This is a genomic window from Streptomyces sp. NBC_01669 (assembly GCF_026339735.1).
Lineage (GTDB): Bacteria > Actinomycetota > Actinomycetes > Streptomycetales > Streptomycetaceae > Streptomyces > Streptomyces yanii.
The window spans coordinates 7,625,001-7,649,008 of record NZ_JAPEQG010000001.1 but is presented as its reverse complement, the minus strand read 5'-3'; the positions used below and the strand labels follow the sequence as shown (position 1 = coordinate 7,649,008).

19 protein-coding genes, 2 rRNA genes and 1 riboswitch (1 of these 22 only partly in view) are annotated in these 24,008 nt (G+C 67.5%); of the genes, 6 read left to right on the top strand and 15 right to left on the bottom strand.

Features of this window, described 5'->3' with window-relative positions:
• Nucleotides 1-645: 645 nt before the first annotated feature.
• Together OG972_RS34190 and OG972_RS34185 are read left to right on the top strand one after the other, a co-directional pair.
• Nucleotides 646-1,449: a class I SAM-dependent methyltransferase gene (locus tag OG972_RS34190; protein WP_266988174.1), complete on the top strand. Its 804-nt coding sequence runs from the start codon at nt 646-648 to the stop codon at nt 1,447-1,449.
• Between the two features lie 86 nt (nt 1,450-1,535).
• Nucleotides 1,536-2,357, top strand: a complete 822-nt coding sequence (locus tag OG972_RS34185) for a PhzF family phenazine biosynthesis protein (protein WP_266988172.1) — start codon at nt 1,536-1,538, stop codon at nt 2,355-2,357.
• A 64-nt stretch (nt 2,358-2,421) separates the two neighbouring features.
• Here OG972_RS34185 and OG972_RS34180 read toward each other — a convergent pair whose 3' ends face one another.
• On the bottom strand, nt 2,422-3,201 hold the full coding sequence (locus OG972_RS34180) for a CPBP family intramembrane glutamic endopeptidase (protein WP_266988170.1): 780 nt from the start codon (nt 3,199-3,201) through the stop codon (nt 2,422-2,424).
• 184 nt (nt 3,202-3,385) lie between these two features.
• On the opposite strand from OG972_RS34180, the gene OG972_RS34175 reads away from it, so the two are divergent.
• Nucleotides 3,386-5,176 (top strand): substrate-binding and VWA domain-containing protein, encoded by a 1,791-nt coding sequence (locus OG972_RS34175; RefSeq protein WP_266988168.1) that lies wholly within the window; start codon nt 3,386-3,388, stop codon nt 5,174-5,176.
• 65 nt (nt 5,177-5,241) lie between these two features.
• Here the strand turns inward: OG972_RS34175 and OG972_RS34170 are convergent, their stop codons facing one another.
• The gene (locus tag OG972_RS34170; RefSeq protein WP_266988166.1) at nt 5,242-6,747 is read right to left on the bottom strand and encodes a glutamate-cysteine ligase family protein; all 1,506 of its coding nucleotides are present in this window, start codon (nt 6,745-6,747) and stop codon (nt 5,242-5,244) included.
• A gap of 483 nt (nt 6,748-7,230) precedes the next feature.
• On the opposite strand from OG972_RS34170, the gene OG972_RS34165 reads away from it, so the two are divergent.
• Complete coding sequence (locus OG972_RS34165; protein ID WP_266988164.1) at nt 7,231-7,824, top strand: hypothetical protein; 594 nt, start codon at nt 7,231-7,233, stop codon at nt 7,822-7,824.
• 341 nt (nt 7,825-8,165) lie between these two features.
• A complete protein-coding gene (locus tag OG972_RS34160; RefSeq protein WP_323135913.1) occupies nt 8,166-8,372 on the top strand; it encodes a DUF5999 family protein in 207 nt (68 codons plus the stop codon).
• Between the two features lie 87 nt (nt 8,373-8,459).
• Here the strand turns inward: OG972_RS34160 and gcvP are convergent, their stop codons facing one another.
• Nucleotides 8,460-11,348, bottom strand: coding sequence for an aminomethyl-transferring glycine dehydrogenase (gene gcvP / locus OG972_RS34155; protein ID WP_266988160.1), 2,889 nt, complete (start codon nt 11,346-11,348; stop codon nt 8,460-8,462).
• A 194-nt stretch (nt 11,349-11,542) separates the two neighbouring features.
• A riboswitch (glycine riboswitch) is annotated at nt 11,543-11,640 on the bottom strand.
• A gap of 101 nt (nt 11,641-11,741) precedes the next feature.
• Here gcvP and OG972_RS34150 point away from each other — a divergent pair.
• Nucleotides 11,742-12,122 (top strand): PRC-barrel domain-containing protein, encoded by a 381-nt coding sequence (locus OG972_RS34150; protein WP_266988158.1) that lies wholly within the window; start codon nt 11,742-11,744, stop codon nt 12,120-12,122.
• On the opposite strand, the gene OG972_RS34145 is transcribed toward OG972_RS34150, so the two are convergent.
• From OG972_RS34145 to OG972_RS34090, 12 genes are all read right to left on the bottom strand, one after another.
• Nucleotides 12,047-13,501, bottom strand: coding sequence for a DNA polymerase IV (locus tag OG972_RS34145; protein WP_266988156.1), 1,455 nt, complete (start codon nt 13,499-13,501; stop codon nt 12,047-12,049). The two genes, OG972_RS34150 and OG972_RS34145, sit on opposite strands and share 76 nt — an antisense overlap.
• Nucleotides 13,502-13,557: 56 nt before the next feature.
• Complete coding sequence (locus OG972_RS34140; protein ID WP_266988155.1) at nt 13,558-14,175, bottom strand: MerR family transcriptional regulator; 618 nt, start codon at nt 14,173-14,175, stop codon at nt 13,558-13,560.
• 168 nt (nt 14,176-14,343) lie between these two features.
• Nucleotides 14,344-14,817 carry a bifunctional nuclease family protein gene (locus OG972_RS34135; protein ID WP_037690563.1) on the bottom strand — a complete coding sequence of 158 codons (474 nt, stop codon included), beginning with the start codon at nt 14,815-14,817 and terminating at the stop codon, nt 14,344-14,346.
• A 54-nt stretch (nt 14,818-14,871) separates the two neighbouring features.
• Nucleotides 14,872-15,615, bottom strand: coding sequence for a MerR family transcriptional regulator (locus OG972_RS34130; RefSeq protein ID WP_266988152.1), 744 nt, complete (start codon nt 15,613-15,615; stop codon nt 14,872-14,874).
• Nucleotides 15,616-15,632: 17 nt separating this feature from the next.
• Nucleotides 15,633-16,406 carry an FHA domain-containing protein gene (locus tag OG972_RS34125; protein ID WP_266988150.1) on the bottom strand — a complete coding sequence of 258 codons (774 nt, stop codon included), beginning with the start codon at nt 16,404-16,406 and terminating at the stop codon, nt 15,633-15,635.
• A gap of 190 nt (nt 16,407-16,596) precedes the next feature.
• Nucleotides 16,597-17,385 carry a DUF881 domain-containing protein gene (locus tag OG972_RS34120; RefSeq protein WP_266988148.1) on the bottom strand — a complete coding sequence of 263 codons (789 nt, stop codon included), beginning with the start codon at nt 17,383-17,385 and terminating at the stop codon, nt 16,597-16,599.
• 5 nt (nt 17,386-17,390) lie between these two features.
• Nucleotides 17,391-17,723, bottom strand: coding sequence for a small basic family protein (locus OG972_RS34115; RefSeq protein WP_023543062.1), 333 nt, complete (start codon nt 17,721-17,723; stop codon nt 17,391-17,393).
• Entirely contained in the window at nt 17,720-18,640 is a 921-nt protein-coding gene (locus tag OG972_RS34110) for a DUF881 domain-containing protein (RefSeq protein WP_266988142.1), read from the bottom strand. The genes OG972_RS34115 and OG972_RS34110 overlap by 4 nt, the downstream gene beginning before the upstream one ends.
• A gap of 98 nt (nt 18,641-18,738) precedes the next feature.
• Complete coding sequence (locus OG972_RS34105; protein ID WP_266988140.1) at nt 18,739-21,234, bottom strand: mannose-1-phosphate guanyltransferase; 2,496 nt, start codon at nt 21,232-21,234, stop codon at nt 18,739-18,741.
• Between the two features lie 114 nt (nt 21,235-21,348).
• Complete coding sequence (locus OG972_RS34100; protein WP_266988138.1) at nt 21,349-21,957, bottom strand: CDP-alcohol phosphatidyltransferase family protein; 609 nt, start codon at nt 21,955-21,957, stop codon at nt 21,349-21,351.
• A 140-nt stretch (nt 21,958-22,097) separates the two neighbouring features.
• Nucleotides 22,098-22,214: ribosomal RNA gene (gene rrf / locus OG972_RS34095) — 5S ribosomal RNA — on the bottom strand.
• Nucleotides 22,215-22,293: 79 nt separating this feature from the next.
• Nucleotides 22,294-24,008 (bottom strand): 23S ribosomal RNA (locus OG972_RS34090) (it continues 1,410 nt past the right edge of the window).

Here is a 24,008-nt window from a genome sequence, read left to right as displayed (position 1 = left end):
GTTCGCAGGCCAGCCCGACGAGGTGTCGTTGGCAGACTTGCGGCGGCGCCGCTGCGCCTTTTCGCGACAGCTTCTCGAACACCAACGGCGAGCCTGCCCCGACAGGGCTCTCTCGATGGGTTCCTGGCAGTGTTCGCAGGTCAGGAGCCTGTATTGGGTTGGGTCGAGTCCGCGGCGGGCTCGTTGCCCGCAGAGATACGAGCACCAGTGACGCAAGCCCGTCCAGGACTTGGCTGTTGGGAAGGGGCCCTGACAGAACTCGCAGGTATCAGCAGGTGGTTGGAGGAACTGGTCTGGTGAGGCGAGGCGGCTCCAGCGGCGAGCGTCCTGTCGGTAGGCCGCCGAGCACGTCCGGCGGTGCGAGCGTGAGCCTGGGGGTAGGGGTTTCTCACAGGCTATGCAGCGACGGTCTTCTTGGACGGCCGGGCCGTCATCGGTGCTGGAAGCCGTGGGGGCGGTTCCACCACGCTGGCGCTGGAGGTAGGCGGTGCGGGGTTGCGTCCCCGGCCCGAAGGCCGAGCAGGCGCTCATCCTTCGGTGAGACCTACGGGCACCGTTCACCTTCGCCGAGATTCGCGGAATCTTCGTTGAGACAGGTCAGCTTGCATACTTGCCCCGAGACGCACAGGACGAAGGCGATGCGACATGACTGCACCCGGCCCGGAGCACGGCTACCTGCTCGACAACCGGCAGTCCGAGGCGGGCATCCGCTTCGGCGCCCTCGCCGAACTCTTCGACCCGGTGACCTTCCGGCATGTCGACCGGCTCGGCATCACCACGGGCATGCGTTGCTGGGAGGTCGGAGCCGGCGGCCCCTCCGTTCCCGCCGGCCTGGCCGCGCGAGTCGGTCCGACCGGCGCGGTGGTCGCGACGGACATCGATGTGTCGTGGGCGCAGGGCGCCGCGGACGACGTCGTCGAGGTACTGCGCCACGATGTCGCCGCCGATCCCCCGCCTCCCGGCGGCTTCGACCTGGTCCATGCCCGGCTGGTCCTGGTGCACGTCACCGACCGTGCCGAGGCACTGCGCCGCATGATTCAGGCGCTGCGGCCCGGCGGTGCACTCCTCCTGGAGGACGCCGACCCCCAATTGCAGCCGCTGCTGTGCCCGGACGAGTCGGGCCCCGAACAGCGCCTCGCCAATCGCCTCCGGTCAGGCTTCCGTGAACTCATGGCGGCCCGCGGTGCAGACCTCGCCTACGGCCGGACCTTGCCCCGACTGCTGCGCGAGGCTGGTCTGAACGATGTGCAGGCCGATGCGTACTTCCCGATCACCTCACCGGCGTGCACCGTCCTCGAGGCCGCCACCGTGCGCCAGATCCGCGACCGGCTCGTGACGTCGGGGCTCGCCACCGACGAGGAGATCGACCGGCACCTGGAGAACGTCGCCACCGGACGCCTCGATCTGGCCACCGCTCCGCTCGTCTCCGCGTGGGGACGCCGGCCGTAACGCCCCGGGGAGGCTCTCGGAATCCCGGGCCGGCGGCCTGGAATTGGCCTTGGTCCGCCGCTCTGCAGAACCTCTACGGTCGTCCCATGAGGATTCGCATCGTCGACGCGTTCACCGACCGCGCCTTCACCGGCAACCCCGCAGCCGTCCTGCTCCTGGACTCCGAAGCATTCCCCGAAGCCGACCGCCTCCAGGAGATCGCCCTGGAGATGAACCTTTCTGAGACCGCCTTCGCCCATCCCCTGCCGCCGGGCGGTGCGGCCGACTGGGCGCTGCGCTGGTTCACCCCGGCCACCGAGGTCGACATGTGCGGGCACGCCACGCTCGCCACCGCCCACGTCCTGCACACCACCGGCACGGCGAGCGGCACGGTGCGCTTCGCGGCGCGCTGCGGGATCCTCACGGCCACCGCCCAACCCGACGGCTCGCTCACGCTCGACTTCCCCACGGCCCCACTGACCCCTGCCACCGCCCCGTCCGGGCTGGCCGCCGCCCTGGGCGCCGAGCCCCTGTCCGTGCTGGACACCGGCGAACACATCGGCGACCTCCTCGTGGAACTGGCCGACGAGACCTCCGTACGCACACTGACGCCGGATTTCGCCGCGCTGGCCTCATGCTCGCGGCGCGGCATCATCGCCACGGCCCCCGCCGAGGACCCGGCCCGCGGCTACGACTTCGTCTCCCGCGGCTTCTTCCCCCGGGTCGGCATCGACGAGGACCCGGTCACCGGCAGCGCCCACACGGCACTGGCCCCCTTCTGGTCCGCCCGGCTCGGCCGTGATGAACTGACCGGGCTGCAGGTCTCCGCGCGGACCGGCCTGGTCCACACCTCGCTGCGCGGCGACCGCACCCTGCTGACGGGCAACGCGGTGACGGTCCTCGACGGCGAACTGCTGACCAGGTTCTGACAGACGGGATGGGCGTACGGGCTGCCGCGCACGCGAGGGATCCGTACGCCCCTCTCCCGCCCCCTCACAAAGTGGGCAGCCACCCCACCTTTCCGGCCAGCAGCGCGTATCCGACGAAGGCTCCGATGTCGAGCAGCGCATGCGCCGCGACCAGGGGCCCGACGCGCCCCCACCGCCGGTACAGCAGCACGAAGACGACACCCATCACCATGTTGCCGATGAACCCGCCGATCCCCTGATACAGGTGGTACGAGCCGCGCAGCACCGAACTCGCCACCAGGGCGGCCATGGGCGTCCACCCCAACTGCCCGAGTCTGCGCAGCAGATACCCGACGACGATCACTTCCTCCAGCACGGCGTTCTGAAGTGCGGAGAGGATTAGCACCGGGAACTTCCACCACACATCGGGCAGCGACTCCGGAACCACCGTGAGATTGAAACCGGCGGCCCGCGCCACCAGATAGAAGGCCAGCCCGGCGCTGCCGATGCCCGCCGCGATCACGGTGCCGCGCCCCACGTCCGACCCGGGTCGGGTCCGGTCGAAGCCGATGGCCCGGAGGCCCACGCCCTCCCTGATCAGCAGATGCGCCACCAGCGCCACGGGGACCAGGGCCGTGGCGATGCCGAAGAGCTGCCAGGCAAGATCCAGCCATGGCCGCCCTGGGGCGTATGAACTGTTGAGCGTCGCGGCCTGATCCTTCAAACCCCCTGGTTTCGTCAGTGATCCGACAAAACTGATCAGGGCAGACACTCCGCTTGCGCCCAGCGAGAGAGCCAGTACCAGCACCGTTTCGGACCGCAGAATCCGCCGTGACACGGCCTCTTGGGGACAAGAATCAGCCACGCGCCCCTCCGTCACCTGTACACCTGCCTTCAGTTGTGCATTCGCATCTCATCCCGCTCCCCGTCCCGCTAGGGTCTCGAATGCAGGTACGAAGATCATGCGCGACCGGCCGGGGGACGACCACCATTGGTGATGGTGTGGTCCCCTTTTTCCTTGTTCATCCTCAAGGAGGGGCACCATCGACATGGGACGTCACAGCTTGCCCGACGACTACGCGACGGATGGCAGCGGGGACGGTTCTCCGCCGCGCCGCCGCCGCACCGTGGTCATCGCCACCATGCTCGTCCTCGCCGTGGCGGCAGGTACGGCAGTCGCGGTGCAGGATGGCGTGCTGTCGTTCTCGAAGTCGTGCGAGGACTCTGCGGTACGGCTCACGGTGATGGCCTCGCCCGACATCGCCCCCTCCGTGCGTACCGTCGCCGACAAGGCACGCACGGACGAAACACAGTCCGACGGGCATTGCCTCCACATCCAGGTCGTCGCCCGTGATTCCTACAAGGTCGCCGACGCACTCTCCGCAGGCACCCGTACCCCGGACTATCAGATCTGGCTGCCCGACTCCGACCTCTGGCTGGACCGCGCCAAGCGCTCCGGCGACGGCATCCCGATCACGCCGGGCGACTCCATCGCCTCGTCCCCGGTGACCCTCGCCCTGGTCCCGTCGGCGGCGAAGGCCCTCGGCTGGCCGAAGAAGAAGTACTCCTGGGCGGAGTTGATGGCCTCATCCATGGAGTCGGACAAAGTGCGCCTCGGCGCTGCCGACCCCGGCCGCAGCGCCACCGGCCTGCTGGCCCTCACCAGCATCGCCGCGTCGTCCGACAAGCAGGGCGGCGACAGCGACACCAGGGTCGCGGCCACCGCCAAACTGCTTGCTCAGCGCATGTCCGACGGCGACGCCCAGGTACTCGAAACCCTGGCGCAGGACAGCTCGGGCGCCGAAGAGGGCAACCCGCAGCGCAACCAGGCGGTGCTGCTCTCCGAGCAGGCCGCTTTTGCCCACAACGCGGGCGCGACCGGCGGCGGAAAGCTCGCACTCTTCTACCCGAAGGACGGCACCCCGCTGCTCAACTACCCGTACACACTGGTCGACGAGAAGGAGCTGAGCACAGGCGAGAGCCGGGCCGCCCTGCGGTTCATGACGCTGCTGGGCGAGGAGAGCGCGCAGCGCACCCTGGCGAAGCATGGCTTCAGGACCACCGACGGAACGGCCGGTGAATCGCTGGTCTCATCGGCGGGCGGCAGGAAGCCGCAGCCGTACGCGACGTCACCTGCCACTGCACCGTCGGCCGCCGAGCTTCAGGAGACGCTCGGCATGTGGACGATCACGGTGCAGAGCGCACGGCTGACGACGGTCGTCGATGCCTCCGGTTCCATGGCCACCGTCGTCCCCGGGCGCAACCAGTCGCGGATGGATGTCACCAAGGCCTCGCTGATCCAGGCCCTCGGACAGTTCACCCCGAACGACGAGATCGGTCTCTGGGAGTTCGCCACCACGCTCGACGGCACCAAGGACTACCGCCGGCTGGTGCCGACCGCCCGCCTCGGCGACCCGGCGAAGGGCGGCGGCACCCACCGCGAGAAGCTCGCCGCGGCGTTCGCCGCACTGCAACCGGTACCGGACGGTGCGACGGGTCTGTACGACACCACGCTGGCCGCCTACAAGGAGGCGCAGTCGACGTATGTGAAGGGCAAGTTCAACGCCGTCGTGATCCTTACCGACGGTTCGAACCAGGACGACAACTCCATTTCCCGCAGCGGGCTGATCGCGGAACTCAAGCGGATCGCCGACCCCGAGCGCCCGGTACCGCTCCTCGCCATCGCGGTCGGCCCCGATGCCGACCGCGAGGAGGTGGAGGAGATAGCCAAGGTGACCGGTGGCGGCGGGTACCAGGTCAACGACCCTGCCGAGATCCAGGCGGTCATTCTGCAGGCGGTGATGACGGCCGGGCAGGCCGGCCGCGCGGCCCAGGAATAGCCGTGCCCGGGCGGGCGCCGGCCGGGGACGGCAGACACCGGGCGCGCTGAGGCACACCCACCGGGCTACGGCACAGGGAGACCCACCGGCCAGCTGTGCACCGGTTCGCCGGCGTGCATCAACTCGGCGTACCGGCGGGTGGTGGCCGCGAGCGCCGCGTCCCGGCCGAGCCCGGCGTCCAGCCCCCGGTGGTACGTGTCCACCTGCCAGGACGCCCCGTTCACCCGCCGTTTGCAGCGTTCCTCGATGACCCCGAGGTAGTGGTCGCGGTCTGCGGGCTCGATGTTCCAGGCGTCGAGTCCCGCCGCGGCGAGCGGCAGCAGTTCGTCCCGTACGAGATTGACGGCCGCCACCCGCGTCAGCCCGCCCGACCGCCCCGGCCGGGGCCAGACCAGCTCGGCGTCGATGCCTCGGCGGCAGGCGGTGTCGAAGTTCTCGGCCGCCGCGGCGAACGGCAGCCTGGTCCACACCGGGCGGGACTCCTCGGCGAGCGCCCGCACCAGGCCGTAGTAGAGCGCGGCGTTGGCGATCACGTCGGTGACGGTCGGCCCGGCGGGCAGGACACGGTTCTCGACACGGAGATGGGGTACGCCGTCGGCCAGGCCGTACACCGGCCGGTTCCAGCGGTAGACCGTACCGTTGTGCAGCACGAGCTCCTGGAGCCCCGGCACCCCGCCCTCGTCGAGCACCCGCAGCGGGTCCTCCTCGTCGCAGATCGGGAGCAGCGGCGGGAAATAGCGCAGATTCTCCTCGAAGAGCTCGTACGCCGAGCTGATCCATCGCTCGCCGAACCACGTCCTCGGACGCACCCCCTGGTTCTGCAGTTCGGGCGGCCTGGTGTCGGTGGCCTGCTGGAAGAGCGGGGGCCGCGACTCCCGCCACAGCTCCCTGCCGAACAGAAAGGGCGAGTTGGCGCCGAGGGCGATCTGAACGGCGGCGACGGCCTGGGCGGCGTTCCACACGTCCGCGAAACGGGCCGGGGTGACCTGCAGATGCAGCTGGACCGATGTGCAGGCCGCTTCGGGTGTGATCGAGGTGGAGGTGCAGACCAATCGCTCCACACCTTCGATATCGAGAGCAAAATCCTCGCCGCGCGCCGCCACTATCTGATCATTGAGCAGCGTGTAGCGGTCCACGTCCGAGAGGTTCGCCGCGACCAGGTCCGCGCGGCCGAGAGTCGGCAGCATTCCGATCATCATGATCCCGGCAGCGACCTCGCCCGCCTTCCGATGCGCATATCCGAGACCGGTCCTGAGCTCCTCGGCCAGCTGATCGAAAACACGATCTTCCAGGTGATGCGGAACTATGTTCACTTCCAGATTGAACATCCCCAGTTCGGTCTGGAAATCACGGCTCGCGATCCGCTCGAGCACCTCCGCATTCATCATCCGGGGCAGGCCGTCCGAACCCGCCAGATTGAGTTCGATCTCCATGCCCATGAGGTTGCGGGGGCGGTCGAACCTCTCCTCCGCCAGGAGCCTCCCCAGCCCCTCCAGGCACAGGTGGAGTTTCCTCCGGTACCTCTGCCGATCGGACAGGTCAAAGGCGCCCGCCACGACCTTCTCCCCCATCGAAGAGTCCCTCCGCAAGTGGGCAGCCCGCGGCCCAGGCCGCTCGCGTCACGATCGATAATGCCCAGGGGAGGTGATCCATAACGCCCCCGTGGACAGCGCGGACCCAGTAATCTGATGGCGGTCGTCCCGGGCACATTCCGACGGCATGTAGCAGCGTGCAGTTTCCGCCGTCCGGCGGGTGGTGAAAACGCCGACGCGATTCGGCCTACCGCGGCCGCGGAAAAACACCAGGCGGCAGCTGCGCGGCTCACCCCGAATCAGCAGAATCTCCGCATAATAAAGTCTCGATACCGCCTTGTCGGCAATACCTGCGACGGCTAGTGGAAACACCGCGTGAACACGTGTCGTATAAACTCCGCGGACGAGGCAGAGAGTTGACGCACCGGCCCAGTCACCGGCCTCCTCTGGCCCCGCACGCCGACAGCGCCGTCTGCACCCGCCCACGCATCACCGTGTCTCCGAAGTGAGAGGCGACCCACTATGCCGCTGCATGTTCCCCCGGCTCCCGCGCCTGCCCTGCGCAGCGTCCTCACGGCACTCGGTTCACCCACCGCAGTCCTCGAGGCCCGCACCCCGGCTCTCCGGTCCGTCCAGGGACCTCTGAGCCCCGAACTCCCGCTCCCCGTCCATGTACTGGACCGGATCGGCCCGAGCGGGCTCGCGCCACGCACCCGGCTGACCGCATGGCGTTTCCTGATCCGCAGCTCGGAGCGGGCCGTCGCCGCGGCCGACACCATGCTCACCCCGGACGGCTGGGCCTTCTCGCACTTCTTCGAGGGTCCCTACATCGCCTCGACCGAACTCGCCCTGCGCCAGACGGAGACGGTGACACCCCACTACCAGCCCCGCCTGCTGTCGATCCCGGAGCTCTACATGCTGACGCTGTGGCTGCACGAGGACGTCGAGGCCGACCCGTCCGGGGGCACCCTCGCCCCCACCGATCTTCTGGTACCGCTGGCTCCCGCCCCACCGGGTATCGCGGCACACCGCCCGCACCGGGTCGCCGATCTGCTCCCTGTGATGACCCTGCGCATCACGCCCGGCCCCGGCCCCCTGCTCGGTTCACCGGCCTGACCCCGTCCCGCCTCCGGCACGCCGTACTGTGCCCCGTCGCCGTTTCCGGTGGCGGGGCACAATGCTGCGGAACACGCGGCGCGGGGCCGCGGGGGCGCCCCCGGTCCCATCCGGACTAGTCCGGTCCGGCCACCCCGAACCACCCGAAGGGACAGTGCAGTTGTGTTGAACCGTCCGGCCGGGTGACGCGTCATGAGAGTAGGAGCAGCGCTGCCGCGAAATCCCTGCGGATTGGCGCCCGTAGGGCAACACTGGAACCGGACCGATTGATACGGGGGGCGGCCATGAACACCTCATCAAGCCGCAGGACACTCACTACAACGCAGCGAAAGAACCCAGCCATGTGCCAGCACAAGCCACCCTGCCCGACCGCCGACTCAGCCGACCGGGAAGCCGCACGCCTGATGGCACACCACCCGGAACAGGGCTGGAGCCTGCTGTGCAACGGCGTCCTGCTCTTCGAGGACACCGGTGAGCTGCTCCCGGACGGGCAGATCATCGCTCCGCACCGGCCGCTGGACGCCGGCCGGGTGATGAAGGCCGCCTGACCGCGGCCCGTAAGAAACGGGGGCCGGCCCGGAGAAGATCTCCGAACCGGCCCCGACGCATGTCCGCGTCACACCCGAACAGGTGAGTCAGTTGTCGTACTCGTCCAGCGGCGGGCAGGAGCAGACGAGGTTGCGGTCACCGAACGCACCGTCGATCCGGCGCACCGGCGGCCAGTACTTGTCGGCGGCCGAGACTCCGGCCGGGAAAACGGCCGTCTCACGGCTGTACGCGTGCGTCCACTCCCCGCCGCCGAGCATGGCGGCGGTGTGCGGGGCGTTGGTCAGCGGGTTGTCGTCCGTGCTCCACTCGCCGGAGGCCACCTTCTCGACCTCGCCGCGGATGGCAATCATCGTGTCGCAGAACCGGTCGAGCTCGGCGAGGTTCTCACTCTCGGTCGGCTCGATCATCAGCGTGCCCGCCACCGGGAACGACATGGTCGGCGAGTGGAAGCCGTAGTCGATCAGACGCTTGGCGATGTCGTCGACACTGACCCCGGTCGCCTTGGAGATCGGCCGCAGATCGACGATGCACTCGTGCGCGACCAGACCGGCCGGGCCGGTGTACAGGATCGGGTAGTGCGGTTCCAGACGCTTGGCGATGTAGTTGGCCGCGAGTACGGCGACCTGCGTCGCGTGCTTGAGGCCCTCCCCGCCCATCAGGCGTACGTACGCCCAGGAGATCGGGAGAATACCGGCCGAGCCCCACGGCGCGGCCGAGATCGGGCCGACACCGGTCTCGGGGCCCGCGGCGGGCTGCAGCGGGTGGTTCGGCAGGTACGGCGCCAGATGGGCGCGCACGCCGACCGGACCGACCCCGGGGCCACCGCCGCCGTGCGGGATGCAGAAGGTCTTGTGCAGGTTCAGGTGCGAGACGTCGCCGCCGAACCGGCCAGGCTTGGCGAGTCCGACCAGTGCGTTGAGGTTGGCGCCGTCGACGTACACCTGACCGCCCGCGTCGTGCACCTCGGCACAGATGTCGGCGACGTGCTCCTCGAACACACCGTGCGTCGACGGGTACGTGATCATGAGCACGGCGAGTTCGTCGCGGTGCTTCTCGATCTTGGCGCGGAGGTCCTCGACGTCGACCTCACCGTCGTCGGCAGTCTTCACCACGACGACCTTCATGCCCGCCATCACAGCGCTCGCGGCGTTGGTGCCGTGCGCGGAGGACGGAATGAGGCAGACGGTCCGCTGCTCGTCGCCGTTGGCCCGGTGGTACGCACGCACGGCCAGCAGGCCCGCGAACTCGCCCTGCGAGCCCGCGTTCGGCTGGATGGAGACCGCGTCGTAGCCGGTGACCTCGGCGAGGCGCTCCTCCAGCTCACGGATCAGCGTGAGGTAGCCCTCCGCCTGTTCGGCCGGCGCGAACGGGTGCAGCGCGCCGAACTCGGGCCAGGTGATCGACTCCATCTCGGTGGTCGCGTTCAGCTTCATGGTGCAGGAGCCGAGCGGGATCATGCCGCGGTCCAGCGCGTAGTCACGGTCGGCGAGCTTGCGCAGGTAGCGCAGCATCGCGGTCTCGGAGCGGTGCTGGTGGAAGACCGGGTGGGTGAGTATCTCATCGGTACGCAGCAGGGACTCGGGCAGTGCGTCAGCGGCAGCGGCGTCCAGCGCCTCGATGTCACCGTCGGCGCCGAAGGCGGCCCAGACGGCGGCGAGCTGCGCACGCGTGGTGGTCTCGTCGCAGGCGAGGGAGACCCGGTCGGCGTCGACAAGACGCAGGTTGACCCCGCGGTCGCGGGCGTCGGCCACGACATCCGCCGCCTTGCCGGGGACACGCACGGTGAGCGTGTCGAAGTAGGCACCGGTCTCGACGTCGGCCCCGGCCGCGCGCAGTCCCTCGGCCAGGATCGTGGCGTAGCGGTGGGTGCGCTGCGCGATCGTCCGCAAGCCGTCGGGGCCGTGGTAGACCGCGTACATCCCGGCCATCACGGCGAGCAGCACCTGCGCGGTACAGATGTTGCTGGTGGCCTTCTCGCGACGGATGTGCTGCTCGCGGGTCTGCAGGGCGAGGCGGTACGCCTTGTTGCCGTCCGCGTCGACGGAGACACCGACGAGGCGGCCGGGCAGGCTGCGGGCGAACTTCTCGCGTACGGCCATGAAGCCGGCGTGCGGTCCGCCGAAGCCCATCGGCACACCGAAGCGCTGCGTGGTGCCGACGGCGATGTCCGCGCCGAGGTCGCCGGGCGAGGTCAGCAGGGTCAGGGCGAGCAGGTCGGCGGCAACGGTGACGATCGCGCCGAGCTCGTGGGCCTGCTCGATGACGGGCTTGATGTCGCGGACGGCGCCGGAGGCACCCGGGTACTGGAGCAGTACACCGAAGACACCGCGCTCGGCGATCTCGGCGGGGATGCCCGCGGCGAGATCGGCGACGACGACCTCGACGCCGGTCGGCTCGGCGCGGGTCTCGATCACGGCGACGGTCTGGGGCAGGGTGTCGGAGTCGACCAGGAAGACGCCGTCCTTGACCTTGCCGACACGTCGGGCGAGCGCCATGGCCTCGGCGGCGGCGGTGCCCTCGTCGAGCAGCGAGGCGCCGGAGGTGGGCAGCCCGGTCAGCTCGGCGACCATCGTCTGGAAGTTGAGGAGCGCCTCCAGGCGGCCCTGCGAGATCTCCGGCTGGTACGGCGTGTAGGCCGTGTACCAGGCGGGATTCTCCATGACGTTGCGGAGGATCACCGGCGGGGTGAACGTGCCGTAGTAGCCGAGCCCGATCATCGGGGCGAGCACCTGGTTGCGGTCGGCAAGGGTGCGCAGCTCGGCAAGGACCTCGGCCTCGGTACGGGCCGACGGCAGCTGCAGCGCCTCCGCACTCTTGATCACATCGGGCACTGCGGCCGCGGTGAGGTCGTCGAGCGAGCCGTATCCGACCTGGGCGAGCATCTTCGCCTGCGCCTCGGCATCGGGGCCGATGTGGCGCTGCTCGAAGGGGATGCCCTGCTCCAGCTGGGAGAGCGGAGTGCGACGGGGGGTCATGGTGGAGGCCTCCTGGTCTGTCACGACCTGCGAGGGGCACCACGGCGCGGGTGCCCGGACGGCCTCCCCCTCTGTCATCTCAACCTGAGAGCTTCACCGGTGCGCCCTGAGGCATACCAGCTTTCACCGTCGGTGAGGGAGGGATCCGTCCCGGCTGCTGCCGCCACGAAACCCGCCCTGCTTTCCAGAGTGACCTCGTCCGTGCGGTACGGGGGCCTGAGAGATTCCGGGGAGGATTTGCTCCTTCGGCGCCTGCCGGATGTGCTCCGGAAGACTCTCCCGCACGGGGTCAGCAGCCATCACCAGCCTACCAGCGGGCCTCGCGACCGAATTCTCAAGTGGCCGACAGCCCGAATCTGCACTTTCGTAGAGCCTGTGGAGTAGCCGCGACCAATGGGAGGGACCGTGCAGACCGACATCGATCCGCGCAACCTGATCGGGCGCAAGGCATTCGACCGCAAGGGCACCAAGATCGGAACTGTGGACGAGGTGTATCTCGACGACGCGACCGGCATACCCGAGTGGGCAGCCGTGCGTACCGGACTGTTCAGCAGGGACGCCTTCGTGCCGCTTGAGCCCAGCGAATTCGTCGACGACGTGCTTCGGATCCCCTTCGACCGTGCGCTGATCAAGGACGCACCCGACTTCGGCGTGGGCCGCCATCTCTCGCCGGAACAGGAGCTTCAGCTCTACCGGCACTACGGCCTGGACTCACCGCCCGACGAGCCGGGCCCGGACCGGGACTTCGGCAGCCTGGCCGGCCAGGACGAGTAATCCACCGGATCACGCACCAGCGGGAGCGGATCGGCCGGCTGCAGCTCCGGATCGTCGACACGGAACGTCCGCACCCGGCCGGGCGGTGACTCGGGTTCCTCGAACCGCACGGTCACCCGGCCCACCCCACTGCCCTGCACCCAGCCGTGGCCGTAGGTGTCATGGCATACGTCGTGCCCGGCGGGCCAGCGCCGGGCCGCGAGCTGTTCGGCGGTCTCCTGCTCCTGCGCCCCGTCCGCCGGCTCGTCCCCGTGGCCGCCCGCGTCCTGTTCCTCACGGGCCGGGACCTCGGGCGCGGCCCTCTCACCGGCTGCCTGGGCGAAGAGATCCTCCTGCGTGTAGTCGGCGAGCCCCGTGACGCCCACACCGAGCAGCCGCACCCCTCCGGTGGTGTCCACAGCCTCCAGGAGCCGCGCAGCGGCCTCTCTGACCACTGTGGGGTCGTCCGTCGGCCCCCGGAGCGTCTCGGACCGCGTGAGCGTCGAGAAGTCGTATCTGCGCACCTTCAGCACCACGGTGCGTCCCGAGCGCTCCGCGGCCCGCAGCCGCTGGACACAACGGTCCGCCAGGCGCTCGACCTCCGTCCTGACCCGGATCCGGTCGTGCAGATCCATGTCGAAGGTGTCCTCGACCGACACCGACTTGGCGTCGCGCTCGGCCACGACGGGGCGGTCGTCGTACCCGAGAGCCATGCGATGCAGCGCGACGCCGTGCGCCTTCCCCAGCAGTCGTACGAGCTCCGCCTCGCCGGCCGTGGCCAGGTCGTCGACCGTGGTCATCCCGGCCCGCCGCAGATGGTCCCCGGTGGCGGGGCCCACGCCGGGGAGGATCCGTACGGACATCGGGGCGAGCAGATCCCGCTCAGTGCCCGGCTCGATGACCAGCAGCCCGTTCGGTTTCGCCTCCTCCGAGGCGATCTTGGCCAGCATCTTGGAACCCGCGAGGCCCACCGAGCCGGTGAGTCCGGTGACGGCTCTGATGGCGTCGCGCAGCTGCTCGCCGATGGCCCGCGCCGAGGCGGTGTCGTCGGCAGTCCCACCGGCCTCCAGATCGACGAACGCCTCGTCCAGGCTGAGCGGCTCCACCAGTGGTGACAGCTGCCCCAGCAACCCCATCACCTGGTCGCTCACCGTCCGGTACAGGGTGAAGCGGGGCACCAGGTAGGCGGCATTGGGCGCCAGCCGCCGGGCCTGCGCAGTCGGCATCGCCGAGTGCACCCCGAAGCGCCGCGCCTCGTAGGACGCGGTGGCGACGACCCCGCGGGGTCCCAGCCCGCCGACCACGACCGGTTTGCCGCGCAGGCTCGGTTTCGCCGCCTGCTCGGCCGAGGCGTAGAAGGCATCCATGTCCAGATGCAGGATGGTGGGCGCGGCTCTCACATCAACCGATGCTGCCCTACGGCACTGACAATCGCCGCTCCCGGCTCCGCGGCCCGTCAGACGGCGCGGTTGCGCCGCCGTGCGAGCTCGTCGGTGGGGTTATGGCCGATCAGCGTCTCGCCCGTGTCCACACGCTCGCCGTGCAGCTGCGACAGGGCGGCGTCGACATCCCTCCAGACCACGCCGACGGCGATACCGAAGACCCCCTGGCCCCCCTGGAGCAGATCCACGACCTCGTCGGGCGAGGAGCACTCGTAGACGGTCGCGCCGTCGCTCATGAGCGTCATCCGCTCAAGGTCCTGGAACCCCCGGGCCCGCAGATGCTGGACCGTGGTGCGGATGTTCTGCAGGGCGACGCCCGTGTCGAGGAAGCGCTTCACGATCTTCAGCAGGACGACGTCCCTGAAGCTGTAGAGGCGCTGCGTGCCCGATCCGTAGGCCGGCCGCACGCTCGGCTCGACGAGCCCGGTGCGCGCCCAGTAGTCGAGCTGCCGATAAGTGATCCCCGCCGCCGCGCACGCCGTCGGCCCGCGATAGCCGATGTCGCCGACCGCAGCCGCCCCGTTCCCCGCCATCGCCGCCGGTTGAACCGGTTGCCTGATGGTGTGGTCGGCTGTACTTCCGTGCTGCCGGTACGACCCACCCGCTGCCGTACCGTCGCCGCTGCTTCTCACGCCGACCTCCGTCCTTGACCTGCCATCTCGAAGGTAGGCAGTCGCTCGGGGTGCGTCAACGATCGCCACACTCGGCACGCCGAGTGATAATCACCCTGAGGGTGGTTTGCCATGTCCCGTTCCCGGGAAAGGCTTGTCGAATGCGCTGACAGCGACCCTGCTGGACGGTCACTGGCTGTTGGTACCGAAGTCCTCCGGCGAGATCTGGTCCAGGAACTCCCGGAACTTCTCGACCTCGTCCTCCTGCTCGTCGGGGATGGAGATCCCCGCGTCGTCGAGCACCCCGTCACTGCCGTAGATCGGCGTGCCGGTGCGCAGCGCGAGCGCTATGGCGTCGGACGGCCGCGCGCTCACCTCGACCCCGCCGGCGAAGACCAGCTCCGCGTAGAAGACCCCTTCCCTGAGGTCCGTGATGCGGACCTCGGTGAGCTCCTGGCCCAGGGCCTCGAGCACATCCTTGAAGAGATCATGGGTCAGCGGCCTGGCCGGAGCCATGCCCTGCTGGGCAAAGGCGATCGCGGTCGCCTCACCAGGACCGATCCAAATAGGGAGGTACCGGTCGCCTCCCACTTCACGCAGGAGAACGATCGGTTGGTTGGAGGGCATTTCCACCCGGACACCCACAACGTCGAGCTCGTTCACACAGCAACCCTAGGACGTGCTCGGCAGGTTTGGGTAGTCGGGCTCCCCCGCGACTCAGTGGAGCCGGATCCGCAGAGCGGTCTGCACAAGGGCCGAATGAAGCCGCACGGAGAGCTCCGCGAGCTCCTTCGCCTTGGCCTCCGCATGGGCTCTGGTCTGCGGATTCCGGTGTCGGCGCAAGGGCGCGACCACCTGCTCGATCAGACCGGCCTCGCGTTCCGCAGCCCCGCGCATCGCCCGCAGATGACGCGGTTCCAGACCGAATCGACCCAGATCCGCCACAAGTTTGGCAACGGTCACCGTCTCGGCGTCGTAGCCACCCTCCGCCGTCGGAGCGATGAGCCCGTACGACTCCCACTCCTCGAGCTCGCTCTCGGTGACCTCGGCGGCGGCCAGGAGCTCCGCACGCCCGATCCGGGCCGCGGTGGCCCGCCAGGACTCGCCGTCCCAGGAACCGTCGGTCAGGTCCCGCGGACCGCCCGGGGCCGGCAGGGACACCTGCTCGCCGCGGGCCAGGGCGTCCAGGTGCTCGCGGATGACCTTGAGCGGAAGATAGTGGTCCCGCTGCATCCGCAGCACCTGCGCCAGCCGCTCGACGTCTTCGGGGCGGAATTTGCGGTAGCCGGAGGGGGTCCGCTGCGGCTCGACGAGCCCCTCGGTCTCCAGGAAGCGAATCTTGGAGATGGTGACTTCGGGAAATTCGTCCCGCAGCTGCAGGAGCACCGTGCCGATGCTCATGGCCCGGTCGTCGGCGGTGGCGGTGCCGTGACCGGCACCGCCCGTCGGTGTTCTCAGCATGGACCTTCCCTGACGGGTCAGATGCCCCGCTGGCTTGCGTAGAAGACCAGCCGGTACTTCCCGATCTGCACTTCGTCGCCGTTGGACAGCGCGACGGAGTCGATGCGCTCACGATTGACGTACGTGCCGTTGAGGCTGCCGACATCCCCGACCGTGAAGCTGCCGTCGGGGCTCCGGCGGAACTCCACGTGACGGCGGGAGACCGTCACGTCATCGAGGAAGATGTCGCTCTGCGGGTGGCGGCCGGCCGTGGTCAGCTCGCTGTCCAGCAGAAAGCGGCTGCCGGAGTTCGGACCGCGACGCACCACCAGGAGCGCCGAGCCGAGCGGCAGGGCGTCGACGGCGGCCTGGGCCTCCGGTGAGAGGGAGGGCACGGGCGTCTGGCCCGTCGCCTCCGCCTCGTACGCCTCAAGACCGGAGATGGAGATGGTCGACGTCGTCTCCGAAGGACGCTCCGCAGACGCGCCTCCACGCAGCGGTGCACCACAGTTGGAACAGAAACGACTGGCCTCGGCGTTGCGATGGCCGCACCTCGTACAGACCGGCATGGACCCAAACCCTCCACCCGCACTTGAGGTTGATGGATCCCCGAAACCTATGCGGCCCGGACCGGCAGGGTCAACAGACGACGCGCCGGTTCCACCCGAAATGTCACCGCCCGGACCCGACACCTCGTCACGGAAGAGCGGGCGATCAGTGCCCTGCTCCTCGACCTGGCCATGGCGCGGTGCGCGATGACGGGCCGCGTCATCGCGGGCGCTCTTGCCGAACAACTTCGCAAACAACTTCACGGGCGATTCCCCTTGACCGAAACAGACCCGCCCGTGGGGCAGGACGAACCCTGACTGAACACACCTGCCGACCCGGACATCTTCACAACGTCCGTATCCACTCGACAGTTTCCACCACACGCCACCATTACGATGCGGCGACCCCCCGCAACCTCTTGCCCGTGTCCTTCGAGCCCCGTGTCCGGCGCCCTCACTGGGATGACGACCGAGCGTAGTCAGGCTGCTCCGCAGGTCGCAAGGCGTCCACGACGATGTCGTCGGCCTGCGCCACATGCACGGTCGCCTGCTCCTTCTCCAGCGTCTGCACGACACCACCGGGGATGTTCAGCGCCGGCTCCAGATCCTGCGGTTTGCCGATCACTTTGAAGACGTACGGCGCGGAGATGGACCGGTCGTCGACCTTGATGGCGCCAGCATCGCCGGAGAAGTACGTATTGGCCACCACCCTTACCCCGTTGACCTCGATCGCCTCCGCCCCGGCCGCACGCAGCTCCTGGAGGGCGTCGAGCAGCATGTCCGCCTGCACCGCGTCCCCCGGATCGTTGATCGTGAGCGTGATCCCGGGCCCGTGTGCCGCCACGGTGCCCGCGAGGACACCGAGTTGCCGTTCCTTCTCCACGGTCTGCTTACGGGCCTCCTCGGCCTGGTCCGAGCTGTTCTCCAGCTCCGTACGCTGATCGTCCAGACGCTGCTTCTCATCCTCAAGACGCTGCGTACGGTCATCGAGTTCATCGAGAATGCGGACCAGATCCTCCTGGCGGGCACCGCGCAGTGCGCTGTTGTCACTGTTCGACCGCACCTGGATCGCCAGACCCAGCCCCAGGACGAACAGCAGCAGCGCCACGATGAGTTGCGCGCGGGTGACCCGGGGCGGCCACAGCCCGGCGATCAGCCGCTGGCGCCCCGTGAGCTGCTCGGACATGTCGGCCTGCTGCTCGCCGGTGCGCTCCTGGTCACGGGGAAGCTCTTCGTTACTCATCGGCCTCAGGCCCGGAAGACGTGCCGGCGGATAGCCGCGGCGTTGGAGAAGATGCGGATACCGAAGACGACGACCACACCGGTGGAGAGCTGCGCTCCGACACCCAGCTTGTCGCCCAGAAACACGATCAGTGCGGCGACGACGACGTTCGAGAGGAACGACACCACGAAGACCTTGTCGACGAAGATGCCGTCGAGCATGGCCCGCAGACCACCGAAGACTGCATCGAGAGCAGCCACGACAGCAATCGGGAGATAGGGCTCGACCACCGCCGGCACCTCGGGCCGGACCAACAGTCCGACCACGACTCCCACGACGAGGCCCAGTACGGCGATCACGATGTGCCCTTCCCTGTGTCTGCCGCACCACTGCCGGTGTCTGCGGCCTTCGGCTCTGCTGTTCGTACGATGAGGCTGGGCGCAGCCGGGAGGCGCACCTCGTCCTGGACGGACATGCTGGTCCGGATGTCGAAGGTGTCCTTCAGCGCCCTCAGGTACTGGCCGTCGGCACTGTCCTCGAAAGCGGTGCTGAGCCGCTTCCCGTCCCCCACCGCAAGCACCGTGTACGGCGGCACGAGCGGTTTGTTGTCGACCAGTATGGCGTCGCCCGCGGCGCGGATCGCCGACAGGGCCGTCAGCCGCTGGCCGTTGATGGCTATGGCCTCCGCGCCGGACTGCCAGAGGCCGTTGACGACCCGTTGCATGTCCCGGTCGCGCACCCGCCCCGTGTCGGTGAAGCCAGTGGTCTCACGCGGTCCGCCGCCGCCCTGGTCGGTGTCCTTGGCATCGTCGACGACGAGTTTCACACCGGGTCCCTTGACGGCGGTCGCCCCGGAGAGCAGCGCCACGAGCTGCCCCTGGTCCCCGCCATGCTTTTCCAACGCTTTACGTTGCCGCTCACCCACGTCGTCACGGGCTTTGTCGACCTGGGACTCGAGCTTGTCGGCTGCCGACGTCTCCGTGTCGATACGTTCGATGAGCTCCTCGCGCTCCTTGGCGAGGACCGGCGCCGATACACGCGCCTCCGCGGCGCCCAGGGTGACGACGAGAGCAGCCAGTACGAGGCCCGCCGCGAGGCCCAGTTTCGCCTTCAGTGTGCGGGGCATGGCCGCACTCCCGTCGGCCTTGCGCTTGGCCGTGGCCTCGGCGTAGCCGTCGTCCAGGCTGTGGTCCATCACATTGGTCAGCAGCGACATGGACGCGTCAGGGCGCGCGGGCGGCGAGGCGGTACTCCGATCGGGGGGCTGCTGCGACATGCCGCACATCGTCGCACGCCGCGACTCCTACCGCCGAATGGCCCCACCCGTGCGCCGGGAGGCGTCTGCACGACACCTTCCGGCGCACCGGCGGCAGGTCACTGACCTGCGCTGTCCACGATCGCCGACCATTCGTCGAGCAGCTCCTGCGCCGAGGCGTCGTCGGGGCCCTCCGCCCACAGATGGGTGACGGCCTCGGCCGGGTCGGGAAGCACCATCACCCAGCGCCCGTCCGCCTCGACGACCCGCACGCCATCGGTGGTGTCGACGTCACGGTCCCCGGCGGCTTCCACCACGCGACGCATGACCAGTCCCTTGACGGCCCAGGGCGTGGCCAGGTCGCGGCGCAACACATGCGCCAGGGGAATCCGGGCATCGATCTGGCTGAGCGTGAGCTGCGTCCGCGCAACGAGCCCGAGAAGCCTCACGAAGGCTGCCGAACCGTCGAAGACGCTGCTGAATTCGGGAACGATGAAACCGCCCCGCCCGTCGCCTCCGAAGATGGTGCCTTCCTCGCGTCCCACGCGCGTCAGGTCGTCCGGCGACGTCGTCGTCCATTCCACCTGTGTGCCGTGGTAGGCGGCGACCTGCTCGGCGACCCGCGTCGTGGTCACCGGCAACGCCACCCGGCCGCTGCGCCGCTCGGCGGCCACCAGATCGAGCAGGACCAGAAGAGCCCGATCGTCCTCAACGATCCGGCCCCGCTCGTCGACCAGGGAGAGCCGCTCCCCGACCGGGTCGAAGCGCACGCCGAACGCGGCCCGCGCCGAGGACACGATCTCCCCGAGCCGCACGAGCCCGGAGCGCCGGGTATCGGCGGACTCGGTGGGCCGTGATTCGTCGAGCCCGGGGTTGATGGTCAGCGCGTCCACGCCGAGCCGCCCGAGCAGACTGGGCAGAACAAGCCCGGCACTGCCGTTGGACGCATCGACGACAACCTTGAGACCGGCGGCAGAGATCCCTGTGGTGTCCACATTGCGCAACAGTGCCCCGGTGTAGGAGTCGAAGACGCTGGACGGAAAGTGCAGATCCCCGATCTCTCCCGGGAAGGCCCGGCGGTACTCCTGGCGGGCGTAGACCCGGTCCAGCTTCCGCTGCCCCGCCTGGGAGAGGTCTGCCCCCCGCTCGTCGATGAACATGATGTCCACCGAATCAGGCACCCCGGGCGACGTACGGATCATGATCCCGCCCGCGCTGCCCCGAGCGGTCTGCTGACGCGCGACCGGAAGCGGCACGTTCTCCAGGTCCCGTACGTCGATGGCGCTGGCCTGCAACGCCGAGATCACGGCCCTCTTCAGCGCACGGGCGCCACGGGAGTGGTCACGGGCTGTGGTGACGGTCGAACCCTTCTTGAGGGTGGTGGCGTACGCACCGGCGAGCCGGACGGCGAGCTCCGGCGTGATCTCCACGTTCAGGATTCCTGAGACACCTCGGGCGCCGAAGAGATGTGCCTGGCCCCGCGACTCCCAGATCACCGAGGTGTTGACGAAGGCGCCGGCCTCGATGGTCTTGAACGGGTAGACCCGGACATTGCCCTGAATGATCGATTCCTCACCGACCAGGCACTCGTCCCCGATGACCGCACCGTCCTCGATGCGGGCAGCCCGCATGATGTCGGTGTTCTTACCGATCACGCAGCCGCGCAGATTGCAGTGCTGGCCGATGTAGACGTTGTCGTGGATCACGGCCCTGTGCAGGAACGCCCCGGTCTTGACGACGACGTTCGAACCGACGACCGTGTGCTCGCGAATCTCGACACCGGCCTCGACCTTCGCGTAGTCCCCGATGTAGACGGGTCCGCGGAGCACCGCGTCAGGATGGACGTCGGCGCCTTCCGCAACCCACACACCGGGCGAGATCTCGAAGCCGTCGATCTCGACGTCGACCTTGCGCTCCAGGACGTCGGCCTGAGCCTTCACATAGCTCTCATGCGTGCCCACGTCCTCCCAGTAGCCTTCGGCGACATAGCCGTAGATGGGCTTGCCTTCCTTCATGAGCTGCGGGAAGACATCACCGGACCAGTCCACCGAGACGTCGGCTTGGACATAGTCGAAGACCTCGGGTTCCATGACATAGATGCCCGTGTTGACGGTGTCCGAGAAGACCTGGCCCCAGGTGGGCTTCTCCAGGAATCGCTCGACCTGGCCCGCCTCGTCGACAATCGTGATTCCGAATTCCAGTGGATTCGGAACTCGGGTCAGGCACACGGTGACCAGTCCGCCCTTTTCCTTGTGGAAGGCGATGAGGTCGGTGAGGTCGAAGTCCGTGAGCGCATCACCGGAAATGACGAGGAAGGTGTCGTCCTTGAGCGCTTCCTCGGCGTTCTTTACGCTGCCGGCTGTCCCGAGAGGTTTTTCCTCGTTGGCATAGGTGAGCTCCATCCCGAGCTCTTCGCCGTCGCCGAAATAGTTCTTGACGAGGGAGGCGAGAAACTGGACGGTCACGACGGTCTCATTGAGCCCATGCCGTTTCAGCAGCCTCAGCACATGCTCCATGATCGGCCGATTGGCGACGGGCAGGAGCGGCTTGGGCATGCTGGAAGTCATGGGGCGAAGGCGTGTGCCTTCACCACCAGCCATCACGACGGCCTTCATGTCGGAAACGTCCTCCTTGAAGAGACGACGGTTTAGCCGACTTCGCCCGTCAGGGCAACATCTCAGAGTTCAGCCGCGGACCGGCCACACTGCGCGGCACCGCATCAAACGAGCTCAATCGGCTACTGCATCCGCCTTGACGAGTCGGCGGACCTGAACCACGTAGAGGATCCCTGCCCACCAATAGAGCGTTGTACCCCATCCTGCGAACGCCCATCCGAAAACAGCGGCGAGCGATCCAAGCCAACCACTTGCATCGCTGAGCAGCAACAAGGGGAAGGCGTACATCAGGTTGAACGTAGCCGCCTTCCCCAGGAAGTTCACCTGGGGTGGTGGATAGCCGTGGCGTCGCAGGATTCCGACCATCACGAGAAGCATCAGTTCACGGGCCAGGAGTGCCGCCGTGAGCCAGAGTGGAAGGATCTCCCGCCAGGTCAGTCCGACAAGGGTCGAAAGGATGTAGAGGCGATCAGCGGCCGGGTCCAGGAGCCGCCCGAGGCTGCTGATCTGGTTCCATCGGCGGGCGAGTTTACCGTCGAGGTAGTCGCTGATGCCGCTGAGCATCAGCACGAGCAGCGCCCAGCCATCACTCTTGGGCCCGCCGAACTCCGGGCGAAGAATCAGCCACAGGAAGAGCGGTACCCCGACAAGGCGCGCCATGCTGAGGATGTTGGGGATGGTGAGGACCCGGTCCGTCTGAACCCGAGTCTCCTGGACCTCCACCCGGGGGCCTCCTGTGAACGTGCCGATGATGCCCCTGACCCTACCCTCAGCCTTCGCCGGCACATGCACGGGGGTGACAAAGGGGCATCGTGAACGCAGAAAAGCCCCGCACCAGAGGTGCGGGGCTTTCCCGGAAAATTGTTCGGCGGCGTCCTACTCTCCCACAGGGTCCCCCCTGCAGTACCATCGGCGCTGAAAGGCTTAGCTTCCGGGTTCGGAATGTAACCGGGCGTTTCCCTAACGCAATGACCACCGAAACACTATGAAATTAACCAACACCGGGCAACAACACGGCCGTTCGTTATTTCAGAACTAACACAGTGGACGCGAGCAACTGAGGACAAGCCCTCGGCCTATTAGTACCAGTCAGCTCCACCCGTTGCCGGGCTTCCACATCTGGCCTATCAACCCAGTCGTCTACTGGGAGCCTTAACCCCTCAAAGGGGGTGGGAATACTCATCTCGAAGCAGGCTTCCCGCTTAGATGCTTTCAGCGGTTATCCTTTCCGAACGTAGCCAACCAGCCATGCCCTTGGCAGGACAACTGGCACACCAGAGGTTCGTCCGTCCCGGTCCTCTCGTACTAGGGACAGCCCTTCTCAATATTCCTACGCGCGCAGCGGATAGGGACCGAACTGTCTCACGACGTTCTAAACCCAGCTCGCGTACCGCTTTAATGGGCGAACAGCCCAACCCTTGGGACCGACTCCAGCCCCAGGATGCGACGAGCCGACATCGAGGTGCCAAACCATCCCGTCGATATGGACTCTTGGGGAAGATCAGCCTGTTATCCCCGGGGTACCTTTTATCCGTTGAGCGACAGCGCTTCCACAAGCCACTGCCGGATCACTAGTCCCGACTTTCGTCCCTGCTCGACCCGTCGGTCTCACAGTCAAGCTCCCTTGTGCACTTACACTCAACACCTGATTGCCAACCAGGCTGAGGGAACCTTTGGGCGCCTCCGTTACTCTTTAGGAGGCAACCGCCCCAGTTAAACTACCCATCAGACACTGTCCCTGATCCGGATCACGGACCCAGGTTAGACATCCAGCACGACCAGAGTGGTATTTCAACGGCGACTCCACAACCACTGGCGTGGCTGCTTCAAAGTCTCCCACCTATCCTACACAAGCCGAACCGAACACCAATATCAAACTGTAGTAAAGGTCCCGGGGTCTTTCCGTCCTGCTGCGCGAAACGAGCATCTTTACTCGTAGTGCAATTTCACCGGGCCTATGGTTGAGACAGTCGAGAAGTCGTTACGCCATTCGTGCAGGTCGGAACTTACCCGACAAGGAATTTCGCTACCTTAGGATGGTTATAGTTACCACCGCCGTTTACTGGCGCTTAAGTTCTCAGCTTCGCCGACCCGAAAGTCAGCTAACCGGTCCCCTTAACGTTCCAGCACCGGGCAGGCGTCAGTCCGTATACATCGCCTTACGGCTTCGCACGGACCTGTGTTTTTAGTAAACAGTCGCTTCTCGCTGGTCTCTGCGGCCACCCCCAGCTCACCGAGTAAATCGGATCACCAGTGATGGCCCCCTTCTCCCGAAGTTACGGGGGCATTTTGCCGAGTTCCTTAACCATAGTTCACCCGAACGCCTCGGTATTCTCTACCTGACCACCTGAGTCGGTTTAGGGTACGGGCCGCCATGAAACTCGCTAGAGGCTTTTCTCGACAGCATAGGATCATCCACTTCACCACAATCGGCTCGGCATCAGGTCTCAGGCTCAATGTGTGACGGATTTGCCTATCACACGCCCTACACCCTTACCCCGGGACTACCACCGCCCGGGCTGGACTACCTTCCTGCGTCACCCCATCGCTTACCTAGTACAAGTCTGGTTCGTCGGCTCCACCACTACCCTCAACTCCGAAGAGATCGGGCCGGCTTCACGGACTTAGCATCGCCTGATTCAGTATTGGGCGTTTCAAAGCGGGTACCGGAATATCAACCGGTTGTCCATCGACTACGCCTGTCGGCCTCGCCTTAGGTCCCGACTTACCCTGGGCAGATCAGCTTGACCCAGGAACCCTTAGTCAATCGGCGC